Source organism: Nitratidesulfovibrio oxamicus, from assembly GCF_015731765.1.
Taxonomy (GTDB): domain Bacteria; phylum Desulfobacterota; class Desulfovibrionia; order Desulfovibrionales; family Desulfovibrionaceae; genus Cupidesulfovibrio; species Cupidesulfovibrio oxamicus.
In genome coordinates, this window is the sequence record NZ_VRYY01000518.1 from 1 (window position 1) to 12,884 (window position 12,884).

Sequence of the window (12,884 nt, forward strand, 5' to 3'; positions counted from 1 at the left end):
CCGGCGGCGCATGGCCGCGCCCGGCGGGGGTGACGGCGCGCGTGGCGCGCACCGCCGGGTGATGCAAAACGATGTAATTGGTTCAAGAAGGTGCGGAAGTCAAGCCGCGCGCGGCCCGCACGGGTACAGGGACGGCGGGCGGTGGGGGCGGTGTGCGCGGAAAGGATGCACGAGGTGGCCGCTGTGATGGGGGCAGGGTGCCGGACGCGACGGGTTGGGCCCCGCCTGCTACCCGCCGCCGGATGCCGCGTTGCCAATCATGTCCAGCACGTACGGCAGGGCCGCGCGGGCCATGTGCTCCACCCCGGCGGCATTGGGGTGCAGGCCGTCCCACAGGGTCAGTTCCGGCACGCCCCAGATGCCGTCCAGAACGTAGGGCCACAGGGGCACGCCGAACCGCGCGGCCAGGCGCGGGAACACGGCGTCGTATGCTTCGGCATAGTCCGCATCGTCGGCGAAGTCGGCCCTGAACCCGGCCAGCAGCGCGGACACGCGCCGTCCGGCCAGCAGGGTGAGGATGGCGGCCAGGTTTTCTTCCATGTCCTCCGGGTCCAGCCCCATGAAGCCGTCGTTGGCCCCCAGTTCGACGATGGCGAAGCAGCGCGGGGACGCGCTTCCGCCATTGTCGGCGCAGTCGTCGTCGCCGTTGCTGAAACCGGGGTTGCGCGCCAGCCATGCACGCAGGCGGCGCAGGCCGCCCGCCGTGGTGTCGCCCGAAAGGCCCATGTTGATCACCGTGGCGCCATGAGCGGGTGACGCCGCGCCGCCCTCCCGCAGCAGCCGTTCCAGCGCGGCGGGAAAGGCGGCGTCGGGCTCAAGGCCGTAGCCTTCGGTCAGGCTGTCGCCGAGGGCCAGCAGGGTAAGGGGCTGGGGCATGTTTGGCTCCGGGGGGCGCGTCTTTGCGGGATGGGGACTGGTGGGAAAACAGGAAGGGGGAAGAACGTGCGCCGGTGCGGCGTTCTTCCCCGTGATCTGGTGTGGTTGGTCCGGGCTACGTGCTGCGTCGCCCGGCACGCGGATCAGAAACCGGCAGGCTGGCCTTCCACGGCCTCGGACATTTCGCGCAGCAGACGCAGGGTTTCCTCTGCCTCTGCCCTGTCCAGCACGCGCAGGGCAAACCCGGCGTGCACGATGACGTATTCGCCGATGGCGGGGCGTTCGGGCAGCAGCATGGCCGAGACGTTGAGGTAGGTTTCGCTCTTGCCCACACGACACTTGGCCATGCCGGCATCATTGATTTCCACGATCTCGGCGGGAATGGCGAGGCACATCGGGTCTGCTCCGTCGGGTTGGCCAGCCTGACTGTTCAGGCGGGTTGTACAGCCTGATTGTTCAGGCGGGGTGTCCGTCGCTGGCCGGGGTGCAGTCGCCGCCCGCGCGGCGTACCTCGGCGACAACGGCGTCGCACAACAAGGGCAGGCGCTGGCCCGCCACGGGGGAAAGCTCGGTGCCCAGCGACTGGTAATCGTGCGGCTCCATGCCGACGATCACCGCCTCTGGCCGTTTGCCCACCAGTTCGCAGAAGATCAGGGTATCCACGAGGTCGGTCTGGTGCATGGAGTCGTTGAAGCCCAGGCTCTTGCGCAGGTCTTCGCCGGTCAGGCGGTAGATGGCGCCGGGTTCGTCCCCCGCGAGCACGGCGTCCACCACGATCAGGTGGTCGCATTCCATGATGGCGTCCATGAGCCGCATGCCCAGCGTGCCGCCGTCCATGACGGAAACGTTGTCGCTGAAGGCATGCGCCTTTTGCAGCGCCTCGACGGCGCGCACGCCGATGCCTTCGTCGGTGTACAGGATGTTGCCCACGCCAAGGACGAGGATGTTGGGGCGATTGCTCATGTGGGGTGTACTATAGGGTTGGAAAAGGCCCGGCGCAAGGCCGGAACCTCGACATGACGGCGGTGCGCCGGTTTGCGAGGTTGCGCAGGCGGCCTGCGTGGGGCGCTGATCCGGTTGGTTGAAGACGAAAACGGCGCGCGTCCGGTTTGCAATCGGCGCGGGCATGCCGCGCCGCCGCGCAGTTTTCGGGGCCGTCGTCCGGTGGGAGTTGCACCAACGGGGCCGCCGCCGTGCCGACTCCGCAGATAGTCCGGGGGCCCGGCGCAAGCCCGGGCCCCTCGGTCGTCACGAATGCCGGAGTCCCGCCTGCCGACGCCGACGGGACTCCGGATATGTTACAGGATGCGGAACTTGTGCACTTCGTTGGTATGCCCGTCGATGACGTGCACGCCGCAGGCGATGCACGGGTCGAACGAGTGCACCGTACGCAGGATTTCCACCGGGCGCTTGGCATCGGCCACCGGGGTGCCGATGAGCGATTCCTCCACCGGGGCCATCTTGTTCTTGCCGCAACGGGGGCCAAGGCTCCAGGTGGAAGGCACGACCAACTGGAAGTTGCCGATCTTGCCGTCCTCGATGCGGATCCAGTGCGACAGGCCGCCGCGCGGAGCGTTGACGAAGCCGACGCCTTCCGCCTGCTTGGGCATTTCCCACGGGGCGCAGATGACGTTGTCGCCCTTGGCGATGTTGTCCTTGTACTCCTGCAGCATCACGCCCACGTATTCGGCGATGACCGCGGTTTCGATGCCGCGCGCCGCCGTGCGGCCCAGGGTGGAGAACAGGGCTTCGGGACCCACGCCCAGCTTGGCCAGCACTGCGTCGGTCACGGCCTTCACCTTGGGATGCCCCTGCGAGTAGGCCACCAGCACCTGGGCCAGCGGCCCGGTTTCCATGGGTTCGCCCATGTAGCGGGGGGCCTTCATCCACGAGTAGCGGTCGTCGCCGTGCAGGTCGGTGTACTTGGGCTGGGTCTGGCCCTTCCACGGATGGCGGGCTTCAGCGCCTTCGTACCAGCTGTGGCGCACGTGTTCTTCGATCTGCATCTTGTCGAACGGCTTCACGTTCTTGAAGTCGCGCTTGAAGATCACGCCCGGCTTGAAGTACCGGCTGTTCAGGTCGTACTCGTCCTTCGGGAATTCGCCGAAGGTGATGAAGTTGGTGGTGCCGCCGTACTGCGACCAGTCCTTGTAGGCGGCCGCAACCACCAGCAGGTCGGGGATGTACACTTCATCCACGAACGCCTTGGTTTCCTTCCACAGCGCCTCGAATTCGGCGATGCGCTTGGGGGTCAGGGCATCGTAGCAGGTAACGCCGCCCACCACGGTGAACTGGGTGTGCGGGTTCTTGGCGCCGAAAACGGCCATGGCGCGCGCGGCCTTCACCTGAAGGCGCAGGGCTTCCAGGTAATGGGCGGTGGCGATGAGGTTGGTTTCCGGGTCCAGGTAGTAGGCGGGGTGACCGCCCAGGAAGTAGGCGTTGGTGAACGGGCCGAGCTGGCCGCTTTCCACGAAGGTCTTCAGCTTGTCCTGCACCGCCTTCAGGTCCGCCGCCGTGGTCTTGCGGGGCGAGATGGACGAGGCCACCTTGGCGGCCTTGGCCGGGTCGGCCTTCAACGCTGCGGTCACGTCCACGAAGTCCAGGGCGTGCAGGTGGTAGAAGTGCACGATGTGGTCGTGCAGGTACTGCGCGCCCAGCACCAGGTTGCGGATGTAGGTGGCGTTTTTCGGGATGTGCACGCCCACGGCGTTGTCCACGCAACGGGTGGAGGCCAGCGCGTGGGTGTAGGTGCACACGCCGCAGGTGCGCTGGGTGAAGTGCTGGGCGTCGCGAGGGTCGCGGCCCTTCAGGATGATTTCAAGGCCCCGGAACAGCGTGGAACTGCTGTAGGCGTTCTTGACCTTGCCGTTCTCCACTTCCACTTCTATGCGCAGGTGGCCTTCGATGCGGGTAACGGGGTCGACGACAATGGGACCGCTATAGGAGCTCTTGGGCGTGACGGGGATGCCGCCCGGAGCATTCTGGGCTCTGCAGCCGCTCATGGTTTCCTCCTTGGCTGTTGCCTATGGGGTGTTGGGTGACCTTGCGCGTGCGCGTGATCAGTTCTGGTAGAACGGGGTCATGGCGTCCCAGAAATCGGGTTCGCTGCACCCGATGCAGGGGTGCCCCGCGTCCACGGGCCAGTTGGTCTGGTTGAACTTGATCTTCGGGCAGTTGTTCATGGTCACCGGGCCCTTGCAGCCCAGCTCGTAGAGGCACCAGCCCTTGCGGGCTTCTTCCGATTCGAACGACGGGGCGAATTCGCCCGCGTCGAAGTGGGGCAGGCGGGGGCACTGTTCGTGCACCGTCTGGCCGAAGAACATGGTGGGCCGGTTCAGGCTGTCCAGCTCTGGCACGGCCTTGTTCTTCAGGTAGTACACGATGGTGCCGACCAGGTTGTACGGGTTCGGCGGGCAACCGGAGATGTTGATGGCCTTGACGCCGAGGTGCTTGAGCGCGTCGTTGACGCCCTTGGCCCCGGTGGGGTTGGGCTTTGCCGCCTGCACGCCGCCGAAGGTGGCGCAGGTGCCATACGCGATGACGGCCTGGGCCTTGGGCAGGATGCGGCTGCAGATGTCCAGCATGGTGTGGTTGGCCACCTTGCCGTAGATGCCGTTGGCAGCCGTGGGAATGCCGCCCTCCACCACGGCGATGAAGCCGTGCGGGCTGTTGACGGCCTGTTCCAGGGCGGCTTCCGCCGCTTCGCCCGCGGCGGCCATGATGGTCTCATGGTAGTCGAGGGACAGCGTGTCCAGAATCAGGGTGTCGATGTAGGGTTCGAACGCGCGCAACACCGATTCGGAACACCCGGTGCATTCGGCGTTGTGCAGGTAGACCACGGACGGGCGCCGGGGCCCCATGAGCGCGCGGGCAACTTCCGGCGCGAACGCGGGGCCCATGCCCATGGTCACGGCGATGGCCGTACAGAACTTGAGGAAGTCGCGTCGAGACACGCCGCGTTCCGCAAGCCTTTCCTCCACGCCCTCCTTGCCGAGACCGATCGAGATTTTCATCCCTGCCTCCTTCGGCACGGCGTATCACCGTGCCTGCCCGCCGCCAGCGGCGCGGCGGGGTAAGGGTCGTACTGGTGCGAAAGGCCCCCCCGGTGCACGCAGTAGCGCTTGCTTCTGCGTGCATCCGTTTCCCGCGGCGACCTGTCCGCACGTTTGCCGAGAAGGTACAACACATTGAAACGTTATTCCAATTGAAAATGCAAATGAAGCACACATTTCTGCATCGCGGAAGGGAATGATTGCATGTAACGGCTGCCTCGGCGTGGCAGAATGTGCGTCGAGGCCATGCAGCGGAGGCGAGGAAGATGGCATGGTGCGTTGTTTGTGTATTCAATTTTTGGTGATGGATGGCGTAGCTGCTGCAGCGGTAAAACACGAAAGACGTGCTACGTTTTTATTTAACGTAGCACGTCTTTTGGTGTACTCCGAAAAAGCAAGCGCAAACCGGGCAACCGGGGCAACCGGGGCAACTGGGGGAATTGGGGGAATTGGGCAGCGGGGGGCGTCCTTGGATGGCTGCGCCATGGGCGACAGTTTCGCCCGTAGGGTCACGGCCTTGCAAGCCTTGCACGTCAAGGCTCTGCGGTCATCTCGGGTTGCCCGTGAGTTGCAGGCGGGGCGTTGGCCTGCCCCTGCGGACTCAGCCCGCCTGCTCCATTTCCGCGATGATGGTGCGGATTTCTTCGCGCGCCACGTCGACAAAGCGGGGAAAAGCGGCCTGCACCGGCTCGGAAAGGCCGATGTTCCAGTTCAGGAAGTCGTGCGGCTCCATGCCGATGACCTGCATGCGCGGGCGGGGGCCGCGCAGCTCGGCCATCTTCAGCGAGTCGATGAGGTCCACATCGTGGATGGACAGCCGCTGCTTTTCGTTCTGGACCAGGTCGTCTTCCGACAGGCGGTAGATGGTGCCGGGAGCGCCCTTGGCGTGGACGATGTCCAGCACCAGCAGGCGGTCGTACCCTTCGAACAGGTAGAAGATGTCCTGGGTGAAGGTGCCGCCGTCCATCAGGGTGACGTTCCGGGGCCAGGTTTCCTTCATCAGTTCTTCCACGGCAAAGACGCCGACGCCGTCGTCAGTAAGCAGGGTATTGCCAATGCCGAGTACGAGCAGCTTCTGCATGTGGGCTCCATGATTTCCTGTACGTAAGCGAAAAAGATGGGCGCTCGGGATGCCGCCCGGTTTCAGGAGCGAGGCGGATGTGGCAGCCTGGGCAGACTGGCGGTCGCAGCAGACTGGCAGTCGCGACCATCCGGCCGTCGCCCTGGCGCATGCGGTTTGAGGGGCGCGGCGGCGATTGCCTCCGCATGCCCTTGCACGGCCCACCCTATGGCGGGCGTGCGCGCCGCGCAAGCGTCCCGGTGGGGATCGCACGGGGCGGGAATGCAAGAGGGGACCAGGCCGGCCTTGCCGGTCTGGCCCCCTCCATAGGTTCGGAATGCGGCGTCTACTTCACTTCGACGACGGAGACCTTGCCGGATTCAGCGTGCAACACGTGCACGGCACAGCCCAGTCACGGGTCGAAGGCGCGGATCACCCGCGCCACGTTCACCGGGTTGCTGATGTCCGGCACGGGGGTGCCGACCAGCGCGCGTTCCACCGGGCCAAGCTGGCCGCTGTCGTCGCGCGGGTTGCAGTTCCAGAGCGTGGCGGACACGATCTGGTAGTTGTCGATCTTCTGGTCCTTGATGTTGATGTAGTGGACCAGGGAGCCGCGCGGCGCTTCGGTAAAGCCCACGCCCTCGGACTTGGCGGGAATTTCGGCGGCGGCGAAGGTTTCTTCGCCGGCCTTCACTTCCTTCAGCCAGCGTTCGATGGCGGAGAGCATGTAGTACGTTTCTTCGGCGCGGGCCACGTGGCGGCCCATGACCGAGAAGGCGGCGTCGTCGCCAAGGTCGCGGAAGCGCTTGGCGTTCAGCTTGAACAGGTCCTTCAGCAGCTTCTGGCCCACGGGCGACAGCTCGGGGTTGGTGATCCACATGCGGGCCACCGGGCCGGATTCAACGGCCTTGCCGTTGTAGCGGGGGGCCTTGACGAAGCTGTACGCACCGGCCTTGTTGGGCGCGGGTACCGTCTTGCCTTCAGAGAAGTGCAGGCCGGTGGTGGCGTCGTCGAACCAGGAGTACTTGACGTATTCCTTGATCAGCTTGGGATCGAACGGCTGGTCCTTGCCGTCGATGTACACGCCGCGCTTCAGGTGCAGCTCGGACATGGCGTCGTTCATGGGGAAGGCGCCGAACGAGATGCAGTTCTTGTAGCCCTGGCCGAACTTGAACAGGTCCTTGTAGGCAGCGCCCACGGTGTAGGCCACGGGCACGTACTTCTTTTCGACGAATTCGCGTACCTTCTTGAAGCGGGCGGCGTATTCGACAAGGGCTTCCTTGGTGGGGATTTCCGTGGTGCCGCCCACGACCTGGCCCTGCACGTGGGGCATGCGCCCGCCGAACATGGCGACCATTTCGTGGCAGATGCGGCGCACTTCAAGCGCTTCCAGGTACTGGTCCACCGCAGCGGCGTTGATGTCCTTGGGCAGGCGCAGGTCGGGCTTGGCGAAGCGCGGCACGAAGGGCGCGCTGTCCGGCCCCTGCACGAAGTCAAGGGCGGCCAAGTGGTAGAAGTGCAGGATGTGCGATTGCAGGTAGTTGGCGCCGAAGGTCAGGTTGCGGGTAAGGCGGCCGTTGGTGGGCACCTTGACCTTGAAGGCGTTGTCCAGCGCCATGCACGAGGCGGTGGAGTGCGCCGTGGGGCACACGCCGCAGATGCGCTGCACGATCTGCGAGGCGTCGCGCGGGTCGCGCCCGCGCAGGATGGTTTCGAAGCCGCGGTACATGCCGCCGGACAGGCGGGCGTCTACCACCACGCCGTTTTCAACGGTGACTTCGGCTTTCAGGTGGCCTTCGATTCTGCTTACCGGGTCGATGGCGATGGTCGCCTTGCCGGTGGCCCCGGCAGGAGCGGCCTTGGGTGTACAGCCGGACATGGTTTCCTCCTTGATGTATGGCGCCGGGGCTAGGCCGAGTAGAAGGGAGACTTGCCGTCGGGGAAGTCGGGTTCGACGCAGCCGATGCACACCGCGTTGGAGATGCACCAGTTAACGCCGCCGTTCCACTTGCGCTCGAAGCTGTCGCACATGGACATGGGGCCCTTGCAGCCGAGGTCGTAGCGGCAGCCGTCCTTCTTGGTGAAGGTTTCGCACATCTTCCCGGCGTCGTACGCTTCAAGGTAGGGACAGTTTTCATGCACGTTGCGGCCATAGAAGGGGGTGGGGCGACCGTCGGCGTCAAGCAGCTTGACCACGTCGGCAAGACCCGCGGCAAGGCCCTTGGCCTTGATGGCGTTCAGCGCCACCACCACGGTGCCCACGATCCAGTCGGGGTGGGGCGGGCAGCCGGGAATGTTCACCACCGGGGTGGCGATGCCGTTTTCCTTGAAGAAAGCGGACACCGACTTGGCGCCGGTTTCGTTGCCCTGCGCGGCGGGAATGCCGCCGTAAGCGGCGCAGGTGCCCACGGCCAGCACGGCGGCGGCGTTGGCGGCAACGCTCTTCATGGCGTCAACCATGGAGATTTCCTTGTGGTGCGCTTCGCCGATGATGCAGTACTTGCCGTCGGCCTCGGTGGGCACAGCCCCTTCGACCACCACGAAGTACTTGCCCTTGTACTGTTCCGCAATCTTCATCATGTGTTCCATGGCGGGTTCGCCTTCCCACGCCATGACGGTGGGGTGGAACTCCAGGCTGATGACCTTCAGCAGAACGTCGGCGATGGTGGGGTGCACCGAGTTCAGCAGCGACACCGAACAACCGGTGCAACCCTGGCCCTGCAGCCAGAGCACCGGGGGCCGTTCGCCGTTAAGCGAACCGGAAATGGCTTCACAGACGGCGGGGTGGAACATCTGGGATATTCCGAACCCTGCAACCGTACCTGTGCACAATTTGACGAAATCACGCCTGTTGAGACTCATCCCTGCCTCCTTGGTTGCGGCGTTGCATAGACCGTAGTGGCTATTTTCCCGCGATAGCCCCGTATTCTTTCAATGACGAATAGCCCCCCCCCGTCGCCAGGGTCAATGCGATGTCGATGGCAGGGGTGGGTTTTGATAGAAAAAAGTGATTTTGGGGGCCATGTTGCGACGATTGAATGGTCAAACACGCTTGATAGTGCGAATAAATGGTAAAAAGTGTTATCGTGCTTGTGGGGGTGTTACGCGTAATTCGGAATGAGACTTAGCTTTTTTACCTGTAGCCATTGAACATTTGCCAGAAATGGCCGCAAGGAGGAGAGGCCGCAGTTGTGCAGGAGCAAGATGAAATGCTTCGATAAGCATTGATGCGGGAAACAGCGGCATGAGAAAACGCCCCGGTCATGCAACCGGGGCGTTGTGGGGGGTGTTGCTTGCGGTGGCGGCGGGGCGGGCGTCCGGGGCCGTGTGGACCGGGGGGCGTGTCCGCGCCGCGCATCGCGCGTGTTCGACTCTATTCTCCGTCCGAACCCGCCCTGCGGGCGTGCTCGACTCTACTCACCGTCCGACCCCGCCCTGCGGGCGTGTTCGTCCTTGTACAACTTGTAGGTGACGGAATCGGCAAGGGCCTGCCAGCTTGCTTCTATGATGTTGAACGACACGCCTACGGTCACCCACCGGCTGTCGGAATCTCCCGACTCGATGAGCACCCGCACGGTGGATGCCGTGCCGCCGCCGGTTTCCGCGCCGGTCAGCACGCGCACCTTGAAGTCCAGCAGGCGCATTTCGCTCAGGCGCGGGTAGAAGCCCAGCAGTGCCTTGCGCAGGGCGTTGTCCAGCGCGTTCACCGGGCCGCGCCCGGTGGCGGCGGTGTGTTCGGTCACCCCTTCCACGTCCACCATCACCGATACTTCGGAAACCGGCTCGCCTTCGCTGTCGTGCTTGGTTTCCAGCACCCGGAACTGCAACAGCCGGAAGAACTCGCGCACGCCGCGCCGGGCCAGCTTGCGCAGGATCAGCAGTTCCACCGACGCCTCGGCGGCGGCGTAGTCGTAGCCCAGGCTGGCCTTCTTCTTCAGTTCGGTAAGCAGGCCCTTGACCACCGGCTCGTCCTTGTCCAGATGAAAGCCGAAGCGCCGCGCCAGCGAGACGATGTTGCTGCGCCCGGCCAGTTCGGTGATCAGGATGCGCTGGCGGTTGCCCACCACGTCGGGGCTGATGTGTTCGTACAGCGACGACTTGCGGTTCACCGCGCTGACGTGCACCCCGCCCTTGTGGGCAAAGGCGGAACGGCCCACGTACGGCTGGCGGCTGAACGGCGGGATGTTGGCCACTTCCGAAACGTAGGCGGCCACCGCCGTGAGCTGCTGCAACCGCCCTTCGGGCAGGCAGGCGTATTCCCCGCCGAATTTCAGTTCCAGCGTGGGGATGATGGAACACAGGTTTGCGTTGCCGCAGCGTTCGCCCACCCCGTTGATGGTGCCCTGGATCTGCACGGCACCGGCCTGCACCGCCGCGATGGAGTTGGCCACGGCCAGTTCGCAGTCGTTGTGGGCGTGGATGCCCACGGCGGCGCCGGGCAGGGCCTCGCGCACTTCGGCCACGATGCGCGCCACTTCGTGCGGCAGGGTGCCGCCGTTGGTGTCGCACAGCACCAGCACGTCGGCTCCCGCCTCGTGGGCGCGGCGCAACGCGCTCTGCGCATAAGCGGCGTTGTGCTTGTACCCGTCGAAGAAGTGCTCCGCGTCAAAGTACACCTCGGCCAGCTTTCCCTTCAGGAAGGCCACCGAGTCGCCGATGATCTCCAGATTGCGCGCGGCGTCCAGGCGCAGGGCCTCTGCCGCGTGCACCTCGCACGACTTGCCGAAGATGGAGGCCACCCGCGCCCCGGATTCCGCGATGGCGCGCAGGTTGGGGTCGCTGTCCGCCGTGAAGTTGGGGTGATGCGTGCTGCCAAAGGCGCTGATCACCGCATGCTTCAGGTGGTAATTCGCTATTTCCTTGAAGAACGCCACGTCCACCGGGTTCGATCCCGGCCATCCGCCCTCGATGCGGTCGATGCCGATCTCGTCCAGTTTGAGGGCGATCTTCAGCTTGTCCGCCGCAGTGAGGTTGATGTCCTCGGATTGCGAACCATCACGCAGGGTGGTGTCGTACAGTTGTATGCGCCGGGTCATGACCGTGCCCTACGCGTTGCCGAGATCGTGATTCAGGCCGAAGGCGTCGTGCAGGGTACGCACGGCGAGTTCGGTGTACTTTTCCTCGATGAGGCAGGTAATCTTGATTTCGGAGGTGCTGATCATCAGGATGTTGATGTTTTCGGCGTGCAGCGCCGCAAAGGCCTTGGCCGCCACGCCGGAATGGTTGCGCATGCCCACGCCGATGGCCGAAACCTTGGCCACCTGGGTGTCGTGCAGCACTTCCTGGGCGCCGGTCCTGGCCCGGATTTCCTCCATCAGCGCCAGTGTCTTCTTCAGATCCTTGCGGGGCACGGTGAAGGTCATGTCCGTCACGCCGTCGCGGCTGGGGTTCTGGACGATCATATCAACAAGAATGCCCTGCTGCGACAGCGGGCCGAAGATGGCGGCGGAAACGCCCGGCTTGTCGGGCACGCTGCGCAGGGTAACCCGCGCCTGATCCTTGTCGTAGGCTATGCCGGAAACGAGTACGGCTTCCATCTCGCAATCCTCCTGGGTGACCATGGTACCCGGGGTGTCGGTGAATGTAGAACGCACATGGACGGGCACCTTGTACTTCTTGGCGAACTCCACGGACCGGATTTGCAGCACCTTGGCGCCCATGCTGGCCATTTCCAGCATCTCGTCGTACGAGACGCGGTCCAGCTTGCGGGCGGTGGAGCACAGGTTGGGGTCGGTGGTGTAGACGCCGTCCACGTCGGTGTAGATTTCGCATTCCACGGAACCGAGCGCCGCGGCCAGCGCCACGGCGCTGGTGTCGGAACCGCCGCGCCCCAGCGTGGTGATGCGCCCTTCGGACGTCACACCCTGGAACCCGGCCACCACGATGACATCGTGGGTTTCCAGTTCCTTGCGCAGGCAGGATGCGTCGATGTCCGTGATCCGCGCCCGCCCGAAGGCGTCGCTGGTGGTGATGGGCACCTGGAACCCGGTCATGGAGCGGGCCTTGATGCCCGAATCCTTGAGCAGCATGGAGAAAAGCGCCACCGAAACCTGTTCGCCGGTGGCGATGAGGGCGTCCACCTCTGCCGGGTCGGGGTCCGTGGACCATTCGTCGGCCAGGGTCAGCAGGCGGTTGGTCTCGCCCGAGCGGGCGGAAAGCACCACCACCGGCTTGTAGCCGTCGCGCAGCGCCCGCCGCACCTTCTCGCGCACCTGCTTCATGCACTCGAGGTTGGCGACGGACGTGCCGCCGAACTTCTGCACCAGAATACGCATACCGCTTCCTTATCGTGCGTTGTGTCGAGCGTTGTTGGTGTTGTGCGCCGGGCCGTGGCCCGGCTGCATCGCTACGTGTTCTCTTGGGCGTCCCGCGTGTCCCGCGTGTCCCGTGGGTCACGGTCGTCATCGGCGGAGGGGGCCTGCATGGCCGTGTCCGCCGCCGTGCGGGGCGCCGTTTCCGGCACCACGAGGTCCGCGACCTCGCGCGCCGTCGCAGCCAGTACGCGGCGTGCCGCCTCTCCCCGGGCAAAGGCCGTGATGAGCCTGCCGTGCGTGGCCGGAAGCCAGGTAAGCTCCAGCCTGTCGGGGGGCAGCACGTCGACCGGAAGGCGTTCGGCCCATTCGACGATGACCAGCGCCCGCCGGGGGCCCTCCGTTTCCAGAAGGTCCAGCAAGGCGTCGTCCGCCACCGCTAGGGCGGCGCCGCGCGCCTGCTCCAGTCGGTAGAGGTCGTAATGGGCCGTTTCCGGCCGGGTGGGGTACATGTTGCAAATATTGAAGCTGGGGCTGCTGACCTCGGCGTCGTCGCCGCCGGGCAGCGCCTCCACCAGGCCGCGCACGAGGGTGGTCTTGCCCGCGCCAAGCCCGCCGGACAGCAGCAGGGTGCGCGCACCGTTC

11 protein-coding genes are annotated in these 12,884 nt (G+C 65.1%); all 11 read right to left on the reverse strand.

Features of this window, described 5'->3' with window-relative positions; genetic code table 11:
* Positions 1-228: 228 nt before the first annotated feature.
* Positions 229-876, reverse strand: coding sequence for a GDSL-type esterase/lipase family protein (locus tag FVW20_RS14790; RefSeq protein WP_196610206.1), 648 nt, complete (start codon positions 874-876; stop codon positions 229-231).
* A gap of 143 nt (positions 877-1,019) precedes the next feature.
* Positions 1,020-1,271 carry a HypC/HybG/HupF family hydrogenase formation chaperone gene (locus FVW20_RS14795; protein ID WP_196610207.1) on the reverse strand — a complete coding sequence of 84 codons (252 nt, stop codon included), beginning with the start codon at positions 1,269-1,271 and terminating at the stop codon, positions 1,020-1,022.
* Between the two features lie 61 nt (positions 1,272-1,332).
* Positions 1,333-1,839, reverse strand: coding sequence for a HyaD/HybD family hydrogenase maturation endopeptidase (locus FVW20_RS14800; protein WP_196610208.1), 507 nt, complete (start codon positions 1,837-1,839; stop codon positions 1,333-1,335).
* A gap of 335 nt (positions 1,840-2,174) precedes the next feature.
* On the reverse strand, positions 2,175-3,878 hold the full coding sequence (locus FVW20_RS14805; protein WP_167127298.1) for a nickel-dependent hydrogenase large subunit: 1,704 nt from the start codon (positions 3,876-3,878) through the stop codon (positions 2,175-2,177).
* Between the two features lie 57 nt (positions 3,879-3,935).
* A complete protein-coding gene (locus tag FVW20_RS14810; RefSeq protein ID WP_196610209.1) occupies positions 3,936-4,889 on the reverse strand; it encodes a hydrogenase small subunit in 954 nt (317 codons plus the stop codon).
* Positions 4,890-5,529: 640 nt separating this feature from the next.
* Complete coding sequence (gene hysD / locus FVW20_RS14815; protein WP_196610210.1) at positions 5,530-6,009, reverse strand: NiFeSe hydrogenase maturation protease; 480 nt, start codon at positions 6,007-6,009, stop codon at positions 5,530-5,532.
* Positions 6,010-6,334: 325 nt separating this feature from the next.
* Entirely contained in the window at positions 6,335-7,867 is a 1,533-nt protein-coding gene (hysA, locus tag FVW20_RS14820; RefSeq protein WP_196610211.1) for a NiFeSe hydrogenase large subunit HysA, read from the reverse strand.
* Between the two features lie 29 nt (positions 7,868-7,896).
* On the reverse strand, positions 7,897-8,850 hold the full coding sequence (gene hysB, locus FVW20_RS14825; protein WP_196610212.1) for a NiFeSe hydrogenase small subunit: 954 nt from the start codon (positions 8,848-8,850) through the stop codon (positions 7,897-7,899).
* A gap of 551 nt (positions 8,851-9,401) precedes the next feature.
* Positions 9,402-11,024: a citramalate synthase gene (gene cimA / locus FVW20_RS14830; protein WP_196610213.1), complete on the reverse strand. Its 1,623-nt coding sequence runs from the start codon at positions 11,022-11,024 to the stop codon at positions 9,402-9,404.
* 9 nt (positions 11,025-11,033) lie between these two features.
* A complete protein-coding gene (locus tag FVW20_RS14835; RefSeq protein ID WP_196610214.1) occupies positions 11,034-12,263 on the reverse strand; it encodes an aspartate kinase in 1,230 nt (409 codons plus the stop codon).
* A 71-nt stretch (positions 12,264-12,334) separates the two neighbouring features.
* Positions 12,335-12,868 carry a tRNA (adenosine(37)-N6)-threonylcarbamoyltransferase complex ATPase subunit type 1 TsaE gene (tsaE, locus tag FVW20_RS14840; RefSeq protein ID WP_372435009.1) on the reverse strand — a complete coding sequence of 178 codons (534 nt, stop codon included), beginning with the start codon at positions 12,866-12,868 and terminating at the stop codon, positions 12,335-12,337.
* Positions 12,869-12,884 lie beyond the last annotated feature (16 nt).